At 72.0% G+C, this 21,542-nt stretch carries 17 protein-coding genes; 8 read left to right on the top strand and 9 right to left on the bottom strand.

Annotation, left to right across the window (positions count from 1 at the left end):
- Positions 1 to 98 precede the first annotated feature (98 nt).
- From ACIQMJ_RS10490 to ACIQMJ_RS10500, 3 genes are all read left to right on the top strand, one after another.
- The gene (locus ACIQMJ_RS10490) at positions 99 to 311 is read left to right on the top strand and encodes a hypothetical protein (RefSeq protein WP_499760674.1); all 213 of its coding nucleotides are present in this window, start codon (positions 99 to 101) and stop codon (positions 309 to 311) included.
- Positions 312 to 694: 383 nt separating this feature from the next.
- Positions 695 to 5,188, top strand: a complete 4,494-nt coding sequence (gltB, locus tag ACIQMJ_RS10495; RefSeq protein ID WP_499760675.1) for a glutamate synthase large subunit — start codon at positions 695 to 697, stop codon at positions 5,186 to 5,188.
- Positions 5,181 to 6,632, top strand: a complete 1,452-nt coding sequence (locus ACIQMJ_RS10500; protein WP_499760676.1) for a glutamate synthase subunit beta — start codon at positions 5,181 to 5,183, stop codon at positions 6,630 to 6,632. The genes gltB and ACIQMJ_RS10500 overlap by 8 nt, the downstream gene beginning before the upstream one ends.
- Before the next feature lie 183 nt (positions 6,633 to 6,815).
- On the opposite strand, the gene ACIQMJ_RS10505 is transcribed toward ACIQMJ_RS10500, so the two are convergent.
- The 3 genes from ACIQMJ_RS10505 to ACIQMJ_RS10515 all read right to left on the bottom strand — a co-directional run bounded on the left by ACIQMJ_RS10505 (position 6,816) and on the right by ACIQMJ_RS10515 (position 8,883).
- The gene (locus ACIQMJ_RS10505; protein ID WP_499761059.1) at positions 6,816 to 7,421 is read right to left on the bottom strand and encodes a DUF4360 domain-containing protein; all 606 of its coding nucleotides are present in this window, start codon (positions 7,419 to 7,421) and stop codon (positions 6,816 to 6,818) included.
- 110 nt (positions 7,422 to 7,531) lie between these two features.
- Complete coding sequence (locus ACIQMJ_RS10510) at positions 7,532 to 8,041, bottom strand: DUF4360 domain-containing protein (protein ID WP_499760677.1); 510 nt, start codon at positions 8,039 to 8,041, stop codon at positions 7,532 to 7,534.
- Between the two features lie 323 nt (positions 8,042 to 8,364).
- Positions 8,365 to 8,883, bottom strand: coding sequence for a MarR family winged helix-turn-helix transcriptional regulator (locus ACIQMJ_RS10515; protein WP_499760678.1), 519 nt, complete (start codon positions 8,881 to 8,883; stop codon positions 8,365 to 8,367).
- Positions 8,884 to 8,941: 58 nt separating this feature from the next.
- Here ACIQMJ_RS10515 and ACIQMJ_RS10520 point away from each other — a divergent pair, with 58 nt between their 5' ends.
- From ACIQMJ_RS10520 to ACIQMJ_RS10530, 3 genes are all read left to right on the top strand, one after another.
- Positions 8,942 to 10,453, top strand: coding sequence for a diguanylate cyclase domain-containing protein (locus ACIQMJ_RS10520; protein WP_499760679.1), 1,512 nt, complete (start codon positions 8,942 to 8,944; stop codon positions 10,451 to 10,453).
- A 211-nt stretch (positions 10,454 to 10,664) separates the two neighbouring features.
- Positions 10,665 to 11,969, top strand: coding sequence for a serine/threonine-protein kinase (locus ACIQMJ_RS10525; RefSeq protein ID WP_499760680.1), 1,305 nt, complete (start codon positions 10,665 to 10,667; stop codon positions 11,967 to 11,969).
- 23 nt (positions 11,970 to 11,992) lie between these two features.
- On the top strand, positions 11,993 to 13,015 hold the full coding sequence (locus tag ACIQMJ_RS10530; protein ID WP_499760681.1) for a methyltransferase: 1,023 nt from the start codon (positions 11,993 to 11,995) through the stop codon (positions 13,013 to 13,015).
- A gap of 36 nt (positions 13,016 to 13,051) precedes the next feature.
- Here the strand turns inward: ACIQMJ_RS10530 and ppk2 are convergent, their stop codons facing one another.
- From ppk2 to ACIQMJ_RS10555, 5 genes are all read right to left on the bottom strand, one after another.
- Positions 13,052 to 14,017, bottom strand: coding sequence for a polyphosphate kinase 2 (gene ppk2 / locus ACIQMJ_RS10535; protein ID WP_499761060.1), 966 nt, complete (start codon positions 14,015 to 14,017; stop codon positions 13,052 to 13,054).
- An 83-nt stretch (positions 14,018 to 14,100) separates the two neighbouring features.
- The gene (locus ACIQMJ_RS10540) at positions 14,101 to 15,255 is read right to left on the bottom strand and encodes a trypsin-like serine peptidase (protein WP_499760682.1); all 1,155 of its coding nucleotides are present in this window, start codon (positions 15,253 to 15,255) and stop codon (positions 14,101 to 14,103) included.
- Positions 15,256 to 15,368: 113 nt separating this feature from the next.
- Positions 15,369 to 15,578, bottom strand: a complete 210-nt coding sequence (locus ACIQMJ_RS10545; protein WP_499760683.1) for a DUF2795 domain-containing protein — start codon at positions 15,576 to 15,578, stop codon at positions 15,369 to 15,371.
- A gap of 97 nt (positions 15,579 to 15,675) precedes the next feature.
- Positions 15,676 to 16,266, bottom strand: a complete 591-nt coding sequence (locus ACIQMJ_RS10550; RefSeq protein ID WP_499760684.1) for a hypothetical protein — start codon at positions 16,264 to 16,266, stop codon at positions 15,676 to 15,678.
- Between the two features lie 105 nt (positions 16,267 to 16,371).
- Positions 16,372 to 17,370, bottom strand: a complete 999-nt coding sequence (locus ACIQMJ_RS10555; RefSeq protein WP_499760685.1) for a LacI family DNA-binding transcriptional regulator — start codon at positions 17,368 to 17,370, stop codon at positions 16,372 to 16,374.
- A 108-nt stretch (positions 17,371 to 17,478) separates the two neighbouring features.
- On the opposite strand from ACIQMJ_RS10555, the gene ACIQMJ_RS10560 reads away from it, so the two are divergent.
- Complete coding sequence (locus tag ACIQMJ_RS10560) at positions 17,479 to 19,395, top strand: discoidin domain-containing protein (RefSeq protein WP_499760686.1); 1,917 nt, start codon at positions 17,479 to 17,481, stop codon at positions 19,393 to 19,395.
- Between the two features lie 66 nt (positions 19,396 to 19,461).
- Positions 19,462 to 20,904 carry a protein adenylyltransferase SelO gene (locus ACIQMJ_RS10565; RefSeq protein ID WP_499760687.1) on the top strand — a complete coding sequence of 481 codons (1,443 nt, stop codon included), beginning with the start codon at positions 19,462 to 19,464 and terminating at the stop codon, positions 20,902 to 20,904.
- On the opposite strand, the gene ACIQMJ_RS10570 is transcribed toward ACIQMJ_RS10565, so the two are convergent.
- Complete coding sequence (locus ACIQMJ_RS10570; RefSeq protein WP_499760688.1) at positions 20,880 to 21,509, bottom strand: UDP-N-acetylglucosamine 2-epimerase; 630 nt, start codon at positions 21,507 to 21,509, stop codon at positions 20,880 to 20,882. The two genes, ACIQMJ_RS10565 and ACIQMJ_RS10570, sit on opposite strands and share 25 nt — an antisense overlap.
- Positions 21,510 to 21,542: the final 33 nt, after the last annotated feature.

The raw sequence follows: 21,542 nt of genomic DNA on the forward strand, positions 1-21,542 counted from the left end.
AAAGTTGCCACTCGGAGGTGTGAGGTACGCAAAGTGCGGGTACTCGCAGCCGACTTGTCGTCGTCGAGCGCGACAGGCCCGGACTGGAGGTGCCCGCCGTGACCCACCCGCCCACTTCCCTGCTCGTGCTGCGCGGCGAGAAGGCCGAGCGCCGGCTCTGGACGCTGCTGGCAGCGCTGTTCGCGCTGGTCTCGGGCGTCAACGTGATCCTCGCGGTGAGCGAGGCCGCCTGGTGGCAGGGCGCCGTCGCGGCGCTGTGCCTCGTCGTCGCGGTGGCCTGCGCGAGGCAGTCCAAGAGAGCCGCAAACTGATCTCAGGACGCACTGAAATCACGAAAGTGAGCGAAACTCTGGTCCGACCGGGTGTACCCCGCTGGTCGGAACGGCGTCAAGTCGGCGTGTGATTCACCACGACGCCCTGTCGGACTAGAGCCATAACCGCGAATTCACACTATCGTCACAAGACCCCGGCAACCCCGGTGCACCGCCAAGCGCTCCCGAGCGGCCCCATCCGGCCGCGAGGCGCGCGCACGAGCTAGTGCAGTTCTCCCGCACAACGGAGTGCGGTCCCACGCCGACGATCTCTCGGGCGTGGATCCACAGCCAGTACCCCAGGCCGAAGCTGTCCGCGTAAAGCCGCGCGCGGGCGTTCGGCCGTCTCCGTATGCCCGGACGACGCCACGGGAGGGCCCGTTGTGACCCACCACCACCAGCCGCAAGGCGGCCTCTACGACCCGCAGTACGAGCACGACGCCTGTGGCGTCGCGTTCGTCGCCGACCTGGCCGGGCGTAGAAACCACGCGATCGTGAGCCAGGCCCTGGTCGCGCTGCGCAACCTCGAACACCGGGGTGCCCGCGGCGCGGAGCCCGAAACCGGTGACGGCGCGGGAATCCTGATCCAGGTCCCGGACGCGTTCTACCGCGAGGTCGTCGGCTTCCCGCTGCCCGAGCCCGGCGGCTACGCGGTCGGCACCGCGTTCCTCCCCCGGGAGGGGCAGGACCGGGTCAAGGCCGACATCGAGCGCATCGCCGCCGAAGAGGGCGCGACCGTCCTCGGGTGGCGCGAGCTGCCGGTGGACGCCGACCACGTCGGCCCGACCGCGAAGACCACCATGCCCGCGTTCAGCCAGCTCTTCCTCAGCGGAGCGGAAGGGCTGGAGCTGGAGCGGCTGGCGTTCGTGGTGCGCAAGCGCGTCGAGCACGCGACCGACGTGTACTTCCCGAGCCTGTCGGGGCGGACGATCGTCTACAAGGGCATGCTCACCGAGCCCCAGGTCGAGAAGTTCTTCCCCGACTTGACCGACGAGCGGGTCACCAGCTCGATCGGCCTGGTGCACTCCCGGTTCTCCACCAACACGTTCCCGTCGTGGCCGCTGGCCCACCCGTACCGGTACGTGGCGCACAACGGCGAGATCAACACGCTGCGCGGCAACCGGAACTGGATGGACGCGCGCGAGTCGGTGCTCGCCACCGACCTGATCCCCGGCGACCTGTCCCGGGTCTTCCCGGTCATCACCCGCGGCGCCAGCGACTCGGCGACGTTCGACGAGGTGCTGGAACTGCTGCACCTGGGCGGGCGCAGCCTGCCGCACGCGGTGCTGATGATGATCCCCGAGGCGTGGGAGAACCACGCCGAGATGGACGCGCAGCGGCGCGCGTTCTACGAGTTCCACTCCACGCTCATGGAGCCGTGGGACGGCCCGGCGCTGGTGGCGTTCACCGACGGCACGCTGATCGGCGCGGTGCTGGACCGCAACGGCCTGCGGCCGGCCCGGTACTGGGTCACCGAGGACGGCCTGGTCGTGCTCGGCAGCGAGGCGGGCGTGCTGGAGTTCGACCCGGCCACCATCGTGCGCAAGGGCCGGCTGGAGCCGGGCCGGATGTTCCTGGTCGACACCGCCGAGGGGCGGATCATCGACGACGAGGAGATCAAGGGGCAGCTCGCGGCCGAGCACCCGTACCAGGAGTGGGTCACCGAGGGCATCCTGCACCTGTCCGACCTCCCGGCGCGTGAGCGCGAGGTGCCGACGCACTCGTCCCTGGTGCGCCGTCAGCAGGCGTTCGGCTACACGGAAGAGGAGATGGCGCTGCTGCTGCGGCCGATGGCCCGCACCGGCGCCGAACCGATCGGCTCGATGGGCAACGACGCGCCGTTCGCGCCGCTGTCGGACCGGCCGCGGCAGCTGTTCGACTACTTCAGCCAGCTGTTCGCCCAGGTGACCAACCCGCCGCTGGACGCGATCCGCGAGGAGCTGGTGACCTCGCTGCACGCCACCCTGGGAGCGGAGCCGAACCTGCTGTCGGTCGACGGCACGTCGTGCCGGCGGATCTCGCTGCCGTTCCCGGTGGTGGACAACGACGAGCTGGCCAAGCTCGTGCACGTGGACGACGACGGCACGCTGCCGGAGTTCCGCACGTTCACCGTGCGGGGCCTGTACGAGGTGGCGGGCGGCGGCGAGGCGCTCGTGCGGCGGCTGGACGAGATCCGGGCCGAGGTGTCGCAGGCCATCGAGGACGGCGCGCGGCTCGTCGTGCTGTCCGACCGGGGCGTCGACGCCACCCACGCGCCGATCCCGTCGCTGCTGCTGACCGGCGCGGTGCACCACCACCTGGTGCGCGAGAAGACCCGCACCCAGGTGGACCTGATCGTGGAGGCGGGCGACGCCCGCGAGGTGCACCACATCGCGCTGCTCATCGGCTACGGCGCGAAGGCGGTCAACCCGTACCTGGCGATGGCGTCGGTGGAGGAGCTGCCGGACGTCGAGCCCGAGGTGGCCACCCGCAACCTGATCAAGGCGCTGGGCAAGGGCGTGCGCAAGACGATGTCCAAGATGGGCGTCTCGACCGTGGCCTCCTACACCGGCGCGCAGATCTTCGAGGCGATCGGCCTCGGCGACGAGGTCGTGGACACCTGCTTCACCGGCACCACGTCACGGCTGGGCGGGATCGGCTTCGACGTCATCGCGGAGGAGGTGGCGCGGCGGCACCGGACGGCGTTCCCGCCCGACGGCTTCCGGCCGCACCACCGCGAGCTGGAGGTCGGCGGCGACTACCAGTGGCGCCGCGAGGGCGAGGCGCACCTGTTCAACCCGCAGACCGTGTTCAAGCTCCAGCACTCCACCCGCACCGGGCGCTACGACATCTTCAAGGAGTACACGCGCTCGGTGGACGAGCAGGCCAAGCGGCTGATGACGCTGCGCGGGCTGTTCGCGTTCAAGGAGGGCGTGCGCGAGCCCGTGCCGATCGACGAGGTCGAGCCGGTCTCGTCCATCGTCAAGCGGTTCGCCACCGGCGCCATGTCCTACGGGTCCATCTCGCAGGAGATGCACGAGGTCCTGGCGATCGCGATGAACCGGTTGGGCGCGCGCTCCAACACCGGTGAGGGCGGCGAGGACGCCGAGCGGTTCACCCCGGACCCCAACGGCGACTCGCGCCGTTCGGCGATCAAGCAGGTGGCGTCGGGCCGGTTCGGCGTGACGAGCGAGTACCTGGTCAACGCCGACGACATCCAGATCAAGATGGCGCAGGGCGCGAAGCCGGGCGAGGGCGGTCAGCTGCCGGGCGCGAAGGTGTACCCGTGGGTCGCCAAGACGCGGCACTCCACGCCCGGTGTCGGCCTGATCTCGCCGCCGCCGCACCACGACATCTACTCGATCGAGGACCTGGCGCAGCTCATCCACGACCTGAAGAACGCCAACCCGGCGGCGCGCATCCACGTGAAGCTCGTCTCCGAGGTCGGCGTCGGCACGGTCGCGGCGGGCGTCTCCAAGGCCCACGCGGACGTCGTGCTGATCTCCGGCCACGACGGCGGCACCGGCGCCTCCCCCTTGTCGTCCATCAAGCACGCGGGCGGCCCCTGGGAGCTCGGCCTGGCCGAGACGCAGCAGACGCTGCTGGCCAACCGGTTGCGCGACCGGATCGTGGTGCAGGCCGACGGCCAGCTCAAGACCGGCCGGGACGTGGTGATCGCGGCGCTGCTGGGCGCGGAGGAGTTCGGCTTCGCCACCGCGCCCATGGTGGTGTCGGGCTGCATCATGATGCGGGTCTGCCACCTGGACACCTGCCCGGTGGGCGTGGCCACGCAGAACCCGGTGCTGCGGGCGAAGTTCGCGGGCAAGGCGGAGTACGTGGTGAACTTCTTCGAGTTCGTCGCGCAGGAGGTGCGGGAGCTGCTGGCGCAGCTCGGTTTCCGCACGCTGGCCGAGGCCGTCGGGCACGCCGACCTGCTCGACACGCGGGCCGCGGTGGACCACTGGAAGGCGGCCGGGCTCGACCTGTCGCCGATCTTCCACGTGCCCGAGCTGCCCGAGGGCGCGGCGCGGCGCCGCACCACCGACCAGGACCACGGGTTGGACAAGGCGCTGGACAACACGCTGATCCAGCTCGCCGAGGGCGCGATCGCCTCCGGTGACCGGGTCCGGCTGGAGCTGCCGGTGCGCAACGTCAACCGCACCGTCGGCACCATGCTCGGCTCCGAGGTGACCAAGCGGTGGGGCGGCGAGGGCCTGCCCGACGACACCATCGACATCACGTTCACCGGCACGGCCGGGCAGTCGTTCGGCGCGTTCGTGCCGCGCGGCATCACGTTGCGGCTCATCGGCGACGCGAACGACTACGTGGCCAAGGGGTTGTCCGGCGGGCGGATCGTGGTCCGACCGGTGCCCGACGCGCAGTTCGCCGCCGAGCAGCACATCATCGCGGGCAACGTGATCGGCTACGGCGCGACCGGCGGCGAGATCTTCCTGCGCGGCAAGGTCGGCGAGCGGTTCTGCGTGCGCAACTCGGGCGCGCTGGCCGTGGTCGAGGGCGTGGGCGACCACGGGTGCGAGTACATGACCGGCGGTCGGGTGGTCGTGCTCGGCCCGACCGGGCGCAACTTCGCCGCGGGCATGTCCGGCGGCATCGCCTACGTGCTGGACGCGGCACCGCAGCGGGTCAACCCGGAGATGGTGGACCTGGACCCGCTCACCCCGGCGGACCGCGAGTTCCTCCGCGGCGCGGTGGAGAAGCACTACCTGGAGACGGACTCGGCGGTGGCGCACGCGCTGCTGGCCGACTGGGACCTGGCGGTGGACCGGTTCACCAAGGTCATGCCGAAGGACTACAAGCGGGTGCTGGCGGCGCAGGCGCGGGCCGAGCTCGAAGGCCGCGACGTCAACGAAGCGATCATGGAGGCGTCTCATGGCTGACCCTCGTGGGTTCCTCACCACCGAGCGTGAGACACCGCGCAGCCGTCCCGTGTTCCTGCGCCTGCGCGACTGGCGCGAGGTCTACGAGGAGTTCGAGCGGCCCAAGCTGGAGAAGCAGGCCGGTCGGTGCATGGACTGCGGCATCCCGTTCTGCCACCAGGGCTGTCCGCTGGGGAACCTGATCCCCGAGTGGAACAACCTGGTGTGGAGCGACGACTGGCGCAAGGCGTCGGAGCGGCTGCACGCCACGAACAACTTCCCGGAGTTCACCGGGACGTTGTGCCCGGCGCCGTGCGAGGCCGCGTGCGTGGTGGGGATCAACGGCGATCCCGTCACCATCAAGCGGGTGGAGATCTCCATCATCGACCGGGCGTGGGACGAGGGCTGGGTGACGCCCCAGGCGCCGCCGACGCGCACCGGCCGCTCGGTGGCCGTGGTGGGCTCCGGGCCCGCGGGCCTGGCCGCCGCCCAGCAGCTGACCCGCGCCGGGCACGACGTGACCGTCCTGGAGCGGGCCGACGCCATCGGCGGGCTGCTGCGCTACGGCATCCCCGAGTTCAAGATGGAGAAGTGGCGGCTGGACCGCCGGCTGGAGCAGATGCGCGCCGAGGGCACGCGGTTCGAGACGAACGTGAACGTCGGCGTGGACGTCACGGTCGAGCAGCTGCGCGAGTCCTACGACGCGGTGGTGCTGGCCGGCGGCGCGACGGCGTGGCGCGACCTGCCGGTGCCGGGCCGGGAGCTGTCCGGCGTGCACCAGGCGATGGAGTACCTGCCGGGGGCGAACAAGGTGGCGCGCGGCGAGCTGGACGCGCCGCCCATCACCGCCGAGGGCAAGCACGTCGTCGTCATCGGCGGCGGCGACACCGGCGCTGACTGCGTGGGCACGGCCCACCGGCAGGGCGCGCTGTCGGTGACGCAGCTGGAGATCATGCCGAGGCCGCCGGAGAAGCGCGCCGAGGCCCACCCGTGGCCGACCTACCCGATGCTGTACCGGGTCACGTCGGCGCACGAGGAGGGCGGCGAGCGGCTGTACTCCGTGTCCACGGTGGAGTTCCTGGGCGACGACCAGGGCGCCGTGCGGGCGTTGAAGCTGGTCGAGGTCGAGGCGTCGGGCGGCCGGTTCGAGCCGGTGCCGGGCAGCGAGCGGGAGATCCCGGCGCAGCTGGTGACGCTGGCGATGGGCTTCGTCGGCCCGGAGAAGGACGGCCTGCTCACCGAGCTGGGCGTCGAGCTCGACGCGCGCGGCAACGTGGCGCGCGACGAGTCGTTCGCGACCTCGGTCGACGGCGTGTTCGTGGCCGGCGACATGGGCCGCGGCCAGTCGCTGATCGTGTGGGCCATCGCCGAGGGCCGCTCGGCCGCCGCCGGCGTGGACGCCTACCTGACCGGGCGCGCCGTGCTGCCCCGGCCGATCGAGCCCACCGACCGGCCGCTCGTGTGACCGGCGTCCCCGGCCGCACGACGACGTGCGGCCGGGGACGGCCTTCCCATAGGGTGGTGGACAGCGTGGTCCGCCACGTGGGTTGTCAGATCACCGCGTGCGCTCGCCGGTCGAGCCTTTCGCGCACGCGCTCGGGCGGGCCGGTCCGGTGCGTGGGGACCACCACTCACCGGGCCGGTTCGCTCAGGGGCAGGTCTTCCAGGCGAAGTGGTAGGTCGTCTCGACGCTCCCGTCGGTGGAGTCCATGGACATGAAGCTCGTGGTCGTCGCCGTGTCCGACGAGCCCGCGCTCACCCGCAGCTCCGTGTTGATGTTGAACAGCCGCTGCTCACCGCACGGGTGGTAGACGATCGCGGCGAGTTCGGTGGTGTCGGTGGCCTGCCAGTCGTCGCTGAACGGTCCCGTGTAGCCGTGGCTGCGGTACGCGGTCGGCGACATGCCCTGGAAGTAGTAGTTGGCCCGCTCCAGACCGGTCGCGCCCTGCTCGAGGTGGGCGAAGCCGCGGTAGTCGGTCTGGGCGATGCCGTAGGTGAACCCCTGTGGGATGTTCATCCTGAGGTTGAGCTGGCAGTTCTTCCGGAAGTCGGTGGGCAGCGCGCCGACGCCCACCTGCGCCAGGAACTGGCTGTAGGTGACGGTGAACGCCTTGTTGTCCGGTGAAACCGCCACGGCCGCGGTACCGGCCGGGCATCCGGAGCCGTTGACGGTCACCACGTCGATGGTCATGTAATCCGGGGGCGGAGTGGTGTTCGGGGCCCCGCCCGGAGGAATGATCACCGCCGCCGCCATGGTGACGGCCGCCACGAAATTGAACATGCAGCACCTTCCGACTCGTCGTCGAGCACGGTTTCGGCGGCGAATTGACGCAAGTCCGAGAGCGGACCACCGGCGGGTGCCGCCTAGCACCGCTTCCACGAGAAGTGGTACGTAATGCCCACGCTGCTGTCGGTCGAGTCCATCACCATGAAACCGGTGCCGGTGGACGTGCCCGCGGTGACGCGGAGTTCGGTGTTGACGTTGAACATCCGCTGTTCACCACAAGGCGCGTAGACGATGGCGTCCCATTCCGTGGCGTCGGTGGCCTGCCAGTTGTCACTGAAAGGTCCGGTGTAGGAATGGCTCTTGCGCGCGGTGGGCGAGGTGCCCTGGATGTAGTAGCTGCCCTGTTCCATGCCCGTGGCGCCGCGCTGGAGGTGCGCGAACCCGCGGTAGTCGGCCTGGGCGATGCCGTAGGTGAAGCCCTGCGGGTAGCCCAGCTCCAGCGCGAGCTGGCAGTTCTTCCGGAAGTCGGTCGGGTCGGACTCGCCGCCCGCCTGGGCCAGGAACCGGCTGTAGGTGACGGTGAACGCGGTGCGGTCGGGCGAGGTGGCGACCGCGGCGGTGCCGGCCGGGCAACCGGACCCGTTCACGGTCCTCACCTGGGACCGTGACGTAATCGGGCGGGGCGTCGACCGCCGGGTCACTTGATGGGACGAGCGCGGACATGGTCAATGCGGCCGCGGCCACTAAGGTCAGCATGAACGGCCTTTCTCCTACTGGTGGACGTTCGGTGTGACGGCGGTTACAGGACCGTAGCGCAATGCCGTCGACACCCCGTTCCCCCATTGGAGTGGAACCGCTCCCAGAAGATGGGAAATATGTTTTCCGGTCGAAATAGCAAGCCTTTCGGCGCGTTACCGGACGCCGTTCGTTGAATACGCGACGAGATTGCGAAATATCGCGTCTCGACCGGTCACCTCGGCCGGGCGGCGACCACTCGTCGGATCAATTGCACCATCTGCGCGCGCTCCTCGGCGTCCAGCACGGCGAACCAGCGCGCCTCGCGGCCGTTCTGCCGGGGGAACACCCCCGCGACCGCCGCGCGGCCCGACTCGGTGAGCGCGACGAACACGACGCGCCGGTCGTGGCCGTCCCGGGTCCGCTCGACCAGCCCGGCCCGCTCCAGCGTGTTGATCAGGTTCGACATCGCCGACCTGGTCGTGCCGGACAGGTCGGCCAGCCGCGCGGGCTGGGTGGGCCCCAGGATCCACAGCTTGAACATCAGCCGGAACCCGGGCATGGTCCACCCCTGCTCGCGGTGCACCAGCGCCTCGTAGTCGGTGATCATCATGTACGCCAGGTGCAACACGTTGTAAGACAGGCCGAACGCGTCCGCGTCGCCGCCGATCTCGGCGATCCGGTGCCGGGCGAACCGCTCGTACTCCTGCTCCGTCGCCACGTCGCCGGCGACGGGAACCTCCTGCTCTGCCACCCGCTGATCCTCCCAGGGCTACCCGGCCGACGGGACCTGAATGCGGCACACTACCGGCGTGATCGGGACGAGGCGGTTCGCCATCACGGCCGCGGTCGTGCTGGTGCTCGCCACCGCCGCGTCCGTGGCCGCGAGCTTCGACGTGGTCGAGGGCGACGCCGCGGTGGCCCTCGACGACCTCGCCCAGCTCGCCACCGGCCTGTTCGCGACCGCTTGCTGCTGGTGGACGGCGCGCCGGGCGACCGGGCCGGACCGCCGGTGGCGGCTCGCGACGGGGTTCGGCATGGCGGGCTGGTCCGCCGGCCAGGCGTTGTGGACCTGGTACCAGCTGGTCGAGCGCCGTGCCGTGCCGTCACCGTCGCTCGCGGACGCCGGGTACCTGAGCGTCGTGCCGTTCGCGTTCGCCGCGCTGCTGGTGATCGGCAACTACCGCCGGTCGGACACGCCCGACGCGCTGCTGGACCGCCGCTCCCCCAGCGCCCGGCTGGTGCTGCTGCTGGACGGCCTGATCGTGGTCGGGTCGCTGTTCGGGCTGACCTGGACCACGTCGCTCGGCGGGCTGGTCGCGGCGGGCAACCCGGGCTCGGCGGCGTTCCTGGTGGCCATCGCCTACCCGGTGACCGACCTGGTGCTGCTGGTGATCGTGGTGGTGCTGAGCGCGGACCGCAAGGTCGTGCTCCGGCCCCAGCTGCGGCTGCTCGGGCTCGGCCTGGCCGGGCTGGCCGCGTCGGACTTCGCGTTCGCCTACCTGGTGAGCGTCCAGGCGCCCGAGGTGCCGCCGCTGGCCAACGCCGGGTTCGTGGTCGGCCCCGCGCTGATCGGCCTGGCCGCGCTCGCGCCGCTGCCCTCGCTGTCGACCGGCCCGAGCCGCGACCGGCGGCGGTGGGGCTGGGCCTACCTGCTGATGCCGTACGTGCCGTTACTGGTCAGCAGCGTCCTGGTGCTGCGGCGCACGGTCATCGGCGACCTGGGTCCGCTGGACGGGGTGGAGATCGGCTGCGGGTTCACCGTGTTCGTCGCGGTGATCCTGCGGCAGCTCGTGACCCTTGTGGACAACACGAAGCTCGTGCTGCTGCTGCGCGAGTCGGAGCGGACCCTGACGCACCAGGCGCACCACGACCCGTTGACCGGGCTGGCCAACCGGGCGCTGTTCGAGCGCCGGCTGGACGAGGCGATGGACGCCCACCACCGCGACGGCACCCCGTTCGGGCTGTTGTTCGTGGACCTGGACGACTTCAAGGCGGTCAACGACGTCTCCGGCCACGCGCACGGCGACGCGTTGCTCGAACGGGTGGCGCAGCGGCTGCGGCAGTGCGTCCGCGGCACCGACGTGGTGGCCCGGCTGGGCGGGGACGAGTTCGGGGTGCTGGTGGAGGGCGTCGACGAGCCGGAGAAGGTGGCGTTCCGCGTCCTCGACGCGCTCGGCGAGGAGATCAGCGCGTCCGTCGGCGTGGTGGTCTGCGCGGCCCCCGACCCCGAGGCCACCGCCGCGTCCGTCCTCGGACGGGCCGACAAGACCATGTACGAGGCCAAGCGCGACGGTGGGCGGGGTCTGGTCATCCACTCGTAGGCGTGGTTCGCGAACCTGGAGCGACCGTGATCGGATCAGCTCGCCGGGATTTCGGGGAACGCGGTCGGAGACGCGCGCGGCACGGGTGACCCAGCGTGGCGTTCCGGCGTCGGGGCGCGACGGCAGGTGATTCGAGGGTGGCTCACCTGTTTGCCGGAAGTCGGATCAGGGCACTCGGAAGTGTCCTGCTCACGCGACCGGAGGTATGACGGTGTCACCCTCGGTAAGCGACAACGTGCTGGCCGACCGCTACCAGCTCATCGAGCCGATCGGGATCGGCGGCATGGCCGAGGTGCACCGCGCCTGGGACACCGTCTTGCGGCGGCACGTCGCGATCAAGGTGTTCCAGCCCGGGTTCGACCCCGCGGCGGCCCAGCGCTTCGACAACGAGGTGCGCGTGCTGGCCGGGTTGTCCCACCCGGCTCTGGTGTCGGTGTACGACGCGGACACCACGGCGGACCCGCCCTTCGTCGTGCTGCGGCTGATCGAGGGGCGGACGCTGCACGACCGCCTGGTGCTCGGACCGCTGCCCCTGGACGAGGCGCGTCGTCACGGCGCGCGGTTGGCCGACGCGTTGGCGCACGTGCACGCGCACGACCTGGTGCACCGCGACGTGAAGCCGGCGAACATCCTGCTGGACCGGGAGGACAACGCCTACCTGGCGGACTTCGGCCTGGCGCACCTGACCGGCGCGACGCGGTTGACCCGCACGAACCAGCTCGTCGGCACGGCCGCCTACCTCGCGCCGGAGCAGGTGCTCGGGCAGGACATCGGCACGCCGACCGACGTCTACGCGCTGGGCCTGGTGCTGCTGGAGTGCCTGACCGGGCGGCGCGAGTACGACGGCAGCGAGGTGGAGGCCGCGGTGGCCCGGCTGCACCGGCCACCCGTGATCCCCGACGACCTGCCTGCCGACGTCCGCGACCTGCTGGCGAAGATGACGGCTTCCGCGCCGGACGAGCGGCCGACCGCGCACGACTGCGCGCAGGTCCTGCAGGGCACCGCCCTCGCCGAGGCGAAGACCGAGGAGCTGCGGCAGCCGGTGGCGCGGCAGACCTGGAAGGCGCTCGTCGCGTCGGCGGGCGCGCTGGTCGGGGCCTTCGCCATCACGATGGCCGCGACGTCCGGGGACACCCCGGCGACGTCCGCCCCGCCGGCGGGAACCTCGACGCACCAGGTGCCGCCGGAGCAGGCGGGGTCGTCCGACGCGCCGCAGGACGCGGCCGAGCCCCGGTTCATCCGCACGCCGCAGGCGCAGGGCACGACCGCCGCCCCGACCTCGGTGCAGCCGACGGCGGCGGCGGAAGCGGTGGAGCCGGCGGCGGGCGAGGCGCCGGAACCGGTGGCGGGCACGACGACCGCGCCGGCCGTGACCACGACGGCGCAGCCCACGACGGACGCGCCGACCACGCCGGTCGAGACGTCGACCCCCGCTCCCGAACCCGAGCCGTCCGCCCAGCCCACCGAAGGCGCCCAGCCCTCCGAGGACGGGAACCGAAGCCCTGGCGATGACTGACAGTCATCGTTAGTGTGCGTTGAGTGGCTGACGCTGAGAAGTCCCCGGCGGAGACGGATCCCCGCTTCGCCCTCATGGACCACGCGATGGGTTACCTCTTCCCGGCCGCCCTGCGCGCCGCGGCGGCGTTGGGGGTGGCGGACCACCTGACCGGCGGGCCGCGATCGGTGGCCGAGCTGGCCGAGGCGGTCGGCGCCGATCCGCGCAACCTGCACCGGACGTTGCGGCTGCTCGCCACGCGCGAGGTCTTCGTCGAGGACGAGGACGGCCGGTTCGCGCTGACCCCGGCGGCGGAGCTGTTGCGCGGTGACGTGCCGTCGTCGTTCCGCTCGGCGGTCCTGATGCTCACCGACCGGACGTTCTGGCTGCCCGCCGGCGAGCTGGAGGAGGCCGTCCGGACCGGGATCCCGCCGTTCGAGCGACTGTTCGGGATGCCGTTCTTCGAGCACTTCGCCCGCGACGCCGAGACGGCGGCGGTCTTCCACGTCGGCATGGCGGCGATGTCCGACCCGGAGAACCCGCTCGTGGCGCGGGCCTGCGAGTTCCCGCCGGACGCGGTGGTGGTGGACCTCGGCGGTGGGCACGGCGGGCTGCTGCTGGCCGTGCTGCGCGAGCACCCCGACGTGCGCGGCGTGCTCTTCGACCAGCCGCACGTGCTGCGGGAGCACCGGCTGGGCGAGCTCGGCGCGGACGACCGCTGGGAGCTCGCACCGGGCGACTTCTTCGGCGACGCGCCGCCCGGAGACGTCTACCTGGTCAAGCGCATCCTGCACGACTGGGACGACGAGCAGTGCGTGCGCATCCTGCGGCACTGCCGGCGGGCGGTCTCCGGGCGCGGGCGCGTGCTGGTCGTCGACGCGGTGGTGCCGCCGGGCAACGACCCCGACCCGGGCAAGGTCATCGACATCCTGATGATGGGCTCGCTCACCGGTCGCGAGCGCACTCGGGCCGAGTTCGCCGAGCTGTTCTCCCGGGCCGGCTTCCGGCTGGGGCGGGTGCTCCCGACCGGCACGCGGTTGTCGGTCGTGGAGGGCGTGCCGGTGTGACGCCGGTTCGGTGCGACCCGGGTCGGTGTGGCCCGGTCAGGGGTGGATGCCCGGACCGTGGTCGGCGTCGTCCGCGGGCGCGATGGGGGTCGGGCTCAACGACGACTCGTCCTCGCCCTCCTCCAGCAGGGTGGCGGCCGGGCCGACCACCCGCGGGTCCGGCTCGCCGACCACCTCGGGGTCCTTGTCGGCGTAGTCCACGCGGGCCAGCACGCTGCGCATGGCCTCGATCCGGGCCCGCTTCTTGTCGTTGCTCTTCACCACGGTCCACGGGGCGGCCTCGGTGTCGGTGGCGCGGAACATGGCCACCTTCGCCTCGGTGTAGGCGTCCCACAGGTCCAGCGACTTGATGTCGTTCGGGCTGAGCTTCCACTGCCGCACCGGGTCGACCTGGCGGATCAGGAACCGCGTCCGCTGCTCCGCCCGCGACACCGAGAACCACAGCTTGACCAGCACGATCCCGTCGTCCACCAGCATCCGCTCGAACGTCGGGGCCTGCCGCGTGAACCGCTCGTACTGCTCGTCGGTGCAGTAGCCCATCACCCGTTCGACGCCGGCGCGGTTGTACCAGGACCGGTCGAACAGCACGATCTCCCCCGCGGTCGGCAGGTGGTTGACGTACCGCTGGAAGTACCACTCGCCCTGCTCGCGGTCGGTCGGCTTGCCCAGCGCCACCACGCGCGCGCCACGCGGGTTGAGGTGCTCGGTGAACCGCTTGATGGTGCCGCCCTTGCCCGCCGCGTCACGCCCCTCGAACACCACGACCATCCGCCCGCCGGTGTCCTTGATCCAGTACTGGAGCTTGAGCAGCTCGATCTGCAGCATGCGCTTGGACAGCTCGTACTCCTCGCGGGTCAGCCGCGTCGGGTACGGGTAGTTCTCCCGCCAGGTGTCGATCTCCGTGCCGTCGGGGTGGCGCAGCACCGGGTCGTCCCCGTCGTCGTAGTCCACCACGAGGTCGTCCACGCGCAGGCCGGGGAACAGGTCGGCGATGTCCAGCACGGTCTCCACGGGATCGACGTACCCGGCCGCCGCGCGGTGAAACGCGGGCCGCGCCCCCGCCGGGCGCGGCCCGCGCGGAACCGCTACAGCAGCGAGCCGATCTGGGCGGCGACCAGGTCGATCCGGACGCCCTGGTTCGGGCAGCCACCGTAGTGGTGCAGGCCGATCACCTTGTTCGTGCGCCGGGACAGCACCGGCGAGCCGGACGAGCCGCCCTCGGTGTCGCACCGGTAGGCGATGTCGGACTGCGACGAGCTGCCGTCCACCCTGACCCCCGAGACGGCGCAGTAGCCGCCGCCGTTCTGGTCGTCGCGCAGGGACAGCTTCTTGAGCTTGCCCGCCGGGTGGCCGATGACGTACATCTCCTCGCCGACCGCGGGCACCCGCGCGTCCAGCTCCAGGTAGCCGAACGACGCCAGCGTCGCGAAGTTCGTGACGCTGAACAGCGTGTAGTCCAGCGCGGCGCTGGTCTTGAGCACCGACGAGACCAGCACCTTGGTGACGGTCGCGCTCGCCGTGCCGCCGCAGGTCGGGCACTGGTAGTTGAACCACACCTCGATGCCCGTGCCGCTGGTGAAGCAGTGGTTGTTGGTCAGCATCCGGTTGTTCGGGCCGACCCGCCACGCCGTGCACAGCGACCCGCCGTTGCGCAGCAGCTTGGCCACCGCCGGCGTGCGGCCGAACTCGGTGGGGTTGCTGGACTGGTAGCAGACGACGTCGCGGTAGTCGTTGGTGCCGCAGATGCTCTTCGGCGCCAGCTCCGCCGCGCGGGCCAGTTCGGCCTCGGTGTAGCCGCGGGTGATCTTGTCCAGCCGGACCCGGCTGGCCGGGTGCGCCGGACCGCCGTCCCGGCCCCGGAGGCTGATCACGGCCTCGTCGCCGGTGACCGACATGGCCCAGAAGCCGGTGCCGTCCACGGTGGCCGTGCCCGACGCGGTGACGTCCGCGGTGTAGCGGTGGGTCTCCGCGCCGGTCGGGTCGGACACGGTGAGCACGTCGCCCGCGACCAGGCGCAGGCCGGTGAAGTGCGTCTTGAGGTACCACGAGCCGGGGCGTTCGAGGGTCGTGGACGCGGTCTTGCCGCCGAGGACGACCGAGACGACCTCGTCCTCGCCGACCTTCTGGGTCTGGTCGACGAACTGTGGTGCCGCGCCGATGTCCGGTGCCGCGCCCGCGGTTCCGCCTAACAGCGGTACCACGAGGAGGGCGGCAGCGAGGAGTTGCAGGGTTCTCCGCACTGGTTCACCTCACGTGAGGAGCAGGGATGGTGACCCCGTTGATGCTGCTCCTCCGGACGTGCGGTGTCAGCCCTCCGAACGTCGGGTGAATCGTCTGTCTACTGTGGACTGCTTCAGGCTTCGCGCCCCTGGTCGATCGCGACCGCGTCGAGCACCTCGTCGAAGGACTCGTAACGGCGCTCCGGGATCGCGTGCAGCGCGTGCACGGTGTCCTCGTCGGCGTTGTTGCGCGAGGCGTGGTCGACCAGCTGCCCCTTGTCAGCCGGGTAACCGACGTCTCCCAGCACGGTGCGCAGCCTGCCCACCGTCGTCGTGTCGCTCATGGCTCTCCCTCCGGGCTCGGACCGTGCCCACCGGTTACCCGGCGACGCCGACCCCACACGTGCCGGGCGAACCGCGTTCCACGAGTCCACTGTGGACTCAGTGGCGCAGTCGACCGGTGATGCCGTCGCCGTCGGTCGCCACGCCCTCGATCGTCATCGGGTCCACGCTCCACCGGTGGGCCAGGGCCAGGACGTCACCCTCCCCCGGAACGGTGTCCCACCAGGTCTCGTCGTCGTCCGACTCCGGCCTGGTCCCGACGCCCAGCGCGGCCTCGTCCACCGTCACCTCGCCCTCGAACAGCGGCACGCCCGCGCCGTCGAAGTGGTAGGCCCGGCGCACCCTCCCGCCGACCGCCAGCACCCAGGCGCACGTGCCGGTGGAGCGGTGGGTCTCGAAGAACTGCACGTGCCCGAGCCGCGTGCTCAACCCGACGACCCACTCCAGGAAACCGGGGCTGGCGGCGTCGGGCAGGCCGCGGCCCGGCACCAGCACCCAGGGGCCGATGGGCGGTGCGACGAACACCGCGCCGTCGTAGGCCAGCCCGACGCCGTGCGCCCAGGTCGCCCGCTTGCGCCGGATCAGCCCCAGCACGTCGGCGGCGGTGGCCGCGTCGGGCGAGGTGACCGCGAGCCACCAGCACCGGGAGCCGAACGGGACGGCCCGGTCCACGCCCATGCCGAAAGCCACGAGCCCGATCCTCGCATCCCCGGGGTCCCGCCGCTTCCGTTCATCGCGGTTCCGGCGACGCGCTCCACCGTTGGAACAAATGGAACAAACGTGTGTAACAGCGTCTCAACGGAGGGGCACCGGGCCGGTGGAGTCGCGCACGACCAACGTCGTGGACAGCTCCAGGTGGAGGGCTTCCGGCTGGTGGCCTTCGAGCACGCGCATGAGCTGCGTGACGGCGATGCGGCCCATCTCCTGCAACGGCTGGCGGACCGTGGTCAACGCGGGCCGGGTGGCGCGGCTGAGGTCGATGTCGTCGAAGCCCGCGACGGAGAGGTCCTCGGGCACCCGCAGCCCCCGGTCGTGCGCGGCCTGGAGCGCGCCCACGGCCAGCTTGTCGTTGAAGCAGACGATCGCGGTCGGGCGCCGCGGCTCGTCCAGCAGCGCGGATGCGGCCCGCACGCCTTCGGCCGCGGTGGGTTCGACGTGGTGCACGCGGTGGCGGGCGGGCAGCACGCCGGCCTGCGCCAGGGCGGCGTGGTGTCCAGCGGTGCGGGCGTCGCCCGCCAGCCACTCGAGCGGGCCGGCGATGACGCCGATGTCGCGGTGACCCAGCCCGACCAGGTGCGAGGTGAGCGCCCGCGCCCCCGCCAGGTGGGCCGCGGACACCGAGGCGACGTCGGGCGGCGGCGCGGTGCGCGGGTCGACCACGACGAACGGGAAACCGCGCCGGGCCAGCTCGACCAGCCGGTCGCCGTCCTCCGGCGGCAGGATCAGGATCGCGGCGTCGAGGTCGGGCTCGTCGGGCAGGGTGCTCAGCACGTCGTCGTGCTGCGAGGTCACGCCCGCGTCGAGGACCATCCGCACGCCGTGCAGCCGCAGCGTCTCGGCGATCGAGGAGACGATCAGGCCGAAGTAGTCGGTGAGCAGGTAGGGGCAGCGGACGTGGACCGTGCGGCGGCCGGTCCGGCCGGGCGCGTCGGCGCCGCTGCGCGCCATGGCCTGGAGCACGAGCTCACGCGTCCGCGGCGCCACGTTGACGTGGTCGTTGAGCACCCGGGAGACGGTGGCGATGGAGACCCCGGCCGCCGCGGCGATGTCGCGCACCCTCGCACGCCTGTTCACCTGGGCATCTTAACCGCGTCTTGCACCTTGACTCGTCGAGCGCGTCAGGTGTTCCATCACGAAACACATCTCGCCGCCAGTTGTTACATGCGCGCTCGAAGGGGAGCGATGACCAGATCCCGGGCGACCGCCCTGACCGCGACCGTGGTGCTCACGGTCGGACTGACCGGCGCCGTGCAGGCGGCGGGCCACGACACGACCTCCGCCCGGGTGTGGGTCACGACGGTGGACCGGGCCGAGCTGCTGGCCGAGCGCCCGTCCGTGCCGTTCCGGACCGGCACGTCGCCGCACCAGACCATCGTGGTCGACCCGGACGTGGCCCACCAGGAGGTCGACGGCTTCGGCGCGTCGATCACCGACTCGTCGGCCGACGTGCTGCACCGGCTCACGCCCGCGGTGCGCGAGGAGACGATGCGAAAGCTGTTCGACCCGGTGCGGGGCATCGGCGTGAGCTTCCTGCGCCAGCCGATCGGCTCCTCGGACTTCACCGCCGAAGCCGAGCACTACACCTACGACGACGTGCCGCCCGGTCACACCGACTTCGCCCTGCGCCACTTCACCGTCGCCCACGACCAGGCGGAGATCCTGCCGCTGCTGCGCCGGGCGAAGCAGCTCAACCCGGCGTTGAAGGTGATGGGCACGCCGTGGAGCCCGCCGGCGTGGATGAAGACCACCGACTCGCTGGTGGGCGGCCGGCTGAAGGACGACCCGGCGATCTACGACGCCTACGCGCGCTACCTGGTGAAGTTCGTCCAGGCTTACGCCGCCTCGGGCGTCCCCGTGGACTACCTGTCCTTGCAGAACGAGCCGCAGAACCGCGTGCCCGACGCCTACCCGGGCACGGACATGCCGGTGGCGCAGCAGGTGAAGGTGATCGAGGCGCTGGGTCCCCTGCTGCGCAGGGCGAGCCCGCGCACCAAGATCCTGGCCTACGACCACAACTGGAGCACCCACCCGAACGACGTCGCCACCACGCCGCCCGGCGAGGACCCGGAGACTGACTACCCGCACCGCATCCTGGAGAGCCCGGCCGCGCGGTGGGTCGCGGGCACGGCGTACCACTGCTACTCGGGCGACCCGGCGGCGCAGACCGCGTTGCACGAGGCGCACCCCGACAAGGGCATCTGGTTCACCGAGTGCTCCGGCTCGCACGGCCCCGGCGACCCGCCCGCGCAGGTGTTCCGCGACACGCTCAAGTGGCACGCCCGCAACGTCGTCATCGGCACCACCCGCAACCGGGCGAAGTCGGCGGTCAACTGGAACATCGCGCTGGACAGCGACAACGGCCCGCACAACGGCGGCTGCGGCACGTGCACCGGCCTGGTCACCGCCCACCCGGACGGCACGGTGTCCACCGACGCCGAGTACTACACGATCGGCCACCTGGCGAAGTTCGTGAAGCCGGGCGCGCGGCGCGTCGAGAGCACGTCGTTCGGCACGACCGGCTGGAACGGCCAGGTCATGGACGTCGCGTTCCGCAACCCCGACGGCTCCACCGCGCTCGTGGTGCACAACCAGAACGACGACCCGCGCACGTTCGCGGTGAGCGTCGGCGAGCGGATCTTCGAGTACGCGTTGCCCGGTGGCGCGCTGGCGACCTTCACGTGGCCGCGGAGCAAGGCGTTGGACAGCAGGCTCGACCGCGTCCCCCTGGACGACGCCACCGCGTCCACCACGCCGACCGGCGACAACGCGGCCGCGGCCGTGGACGGTGACGCCTCGACCCGGTGGAGCAGCGGCCAGGCGCAGGAACCGGGTCAGCACCTGCGGGTCGACCTGGGTCGCGTCACGGCGTTCCGGCGGGTCGCGATCGACAGCGGCGGCAACCTCGGCGACTACGCCCGCGGCTGGCGGTTGTCGGTGAGCGACGACGGCACGACCTGGCGGACGGTGGCGTCCGGCACGGGCGTCGGCCAGTTGACCACCGTCGACGTGCCGCGCACCCGGGCCCGCTACCTGCGGGTCGACACCACCGCTTCGGCGGGCAACTGGTGGAGCGTCGCCGACGTGCGCCTGTACCGCTGAGCGGTGGCGCCGCGGGTCCCGGTCGGGATGTGCCCCCGACCGGGACAACGCCGTACCGTGGTTCGGGTGAGCATCGCACCGGCAACCGTCACCCTGAGCGACCACTTCGCCCGGACGCTCCCGGAGCTGGCCCTCCCCTGGCAGGCCGAGCCCGCTCCCGCGCCGCGCCTGCTCGTGCTGAACGAGCGGCTGGCCGCCGAGCTGGGGCTCGACGTCGACTGGTTGCGGAGCCCGGAGGGCGTGCGGCTGCTCGTCGGCGAGCACGTCCCCGAAGGCGTGACCCCGGTCGCCCAGGCGTACGCCGGGCACCAGTTCGGGCACTACGCGCCGCGGCTGGGCGACGGGCGCGCGTTGCTGCTGGGCGAGGTCGTCCACGCCGATGGCAAGCCCCGCGATCTGCACCTCAAGGGCTCGGGCCGCACCCCGTTCGCGCGGGGCGGCGACGGCTTGGCGGCGGTGGGCCCGATGCTGCGCGAGTACGTCGTGAGCGAGGCGATGCACGCGCTCGGCATCCCGACGACCCGGTCGCTGGCCGTGGTGGCGACCGGGCGGCCGGTGCGGCGGGAGACCGTGCTGCCGGGGGCGGTGCTGGCCCGGGTGGCGAGCAGCCACCTGCGCGTCGGCAGCTTCCAGTTCGCCCGCGCCACCGGGGACGTCGAGCTGCTGCGCCGCCTGGCCGACCACGCCGTCGCCCGGCACCACCCCGACGCGGGCGACGCGCTCGGGCTGTTCCGGGCGGTGGTGGCGGCGCAGGCGTCGCTGGTGGCGCGGTGGATGCTGGTGGGCTTCATCCACGGGGTGATGAACACCGACAACATGACGATCTCCGGGGAGACGATCGACTACGGGCCGTGCGCGTTCCTGGAGGCGTTCGACCCGGCGACGGTCTACAGCTCGATCGACGACGCCGGCCGGTACGCCTACGGCAACCAGCCGCGGGTGGCCGAGTGGAACCTGGCGCGGCTCGCCGAAGCGCTGCTGCCGCTGTTCGCCGACGACGAGGAGCAGGCGGTCGCGCAGGCCGTCGAGGCGCTGGGCACGTTCCGCGAACGGTACGAGGAAGCCTGGTCGGCCGGCGTGCGGGCCAAGCTCGGCCTGCCCGCCGACGCGGACGCCTCGGCGCTGGTGGACGACCTGCTGCCCCTGCTCAAGGACAACCGCGTCGACCACACGTCGTTCCACCGCCGCCTGGGCGCGGCGGCCGACGGCGACACCGGACCCGCGCGCGAGCTGTTCCTGGACCTCGCCGGGATCGACGCCTGGCTGGACCGCTGGCGCGCCCTGGGGCCGGACGGCGACGCGATGCGGCGGGTCAACCCCGTCTACATCCCCCGCAACCACCTGGTGGAAGAGGCGCTCGCCGCCGCCACCGAGGGCGACCCGGAGCCCGTCGAACGGCTCCTCGACGTGGTCCGGGCGCCCTACGACGAGCGCCCCGGGCTGGACCGCTACGCCGAACCCGCGCCGGAGCACTTCGCCGCCGCCTACCAGACGTTCTGCGGGACCTGAGCGACCACGTCGCGGACGGCGGCCGCGATCCGCTCGCCGCTGCGCCCGTCACCGAACGGCGACGGGACCCCGGCCAGCGCGGCCCGGCGGGCGTCACCGTCGACCAGCCAGTCCAGCGCGAGCGCGGTGAGGTCGTCGTGCGGCCCGACGAGCCGGCCGAACTCCCGCAGCACCTCCGGCCGTTCCGTCGACCGCCGCACGACCAGCACCGGCCGCTTCAGCGCGGTCGCCTCCTCCTGCACCGCGCCGGAGTCGGTGACCAGCACCCCGGCGTGCCTGGCCGGCGCGAGGAACTCCGAGTGCCACAACCGGTCGACCACGCGCAGGTCCATCCCGGACGACAGCACGCCGGCCCGGGTCACGGCCGCCTTGGTGCGCGGGTCGGCGGGCAGCACGACCGGGTGGCCCGCGTCGGCCACGCCCGCCAGCTGGTTGGTGATCGAGAACAGCGCTTCCTCGTCGTCGACGTTGTCCGGGTGGCTGAGCGTGGCCAGCACGTACCGGTCGGGGGCGAGACCCCACGAGCGCAGCACGGCCAGCCGGTCGCGCCCGGCCATGAGCCGGTGGCGCACGGACTCGACGGTGGTGTCGCCGGTGATCCGCACGTGGACGGCGGGACCGCCACCGCCCAGCTGAAG

The sequence above is a fragment of the Actinosynnema sp. NPDC091369 genome, from assembly GCF_044757065.1.
In the GTDB taxonomy this organism is placed as follows: domain Bacteria; phylum Actinomycetota; class Actinomycetes; order Mycobacteriales; family Pseudonocardiaceae; genus Actinosynnema.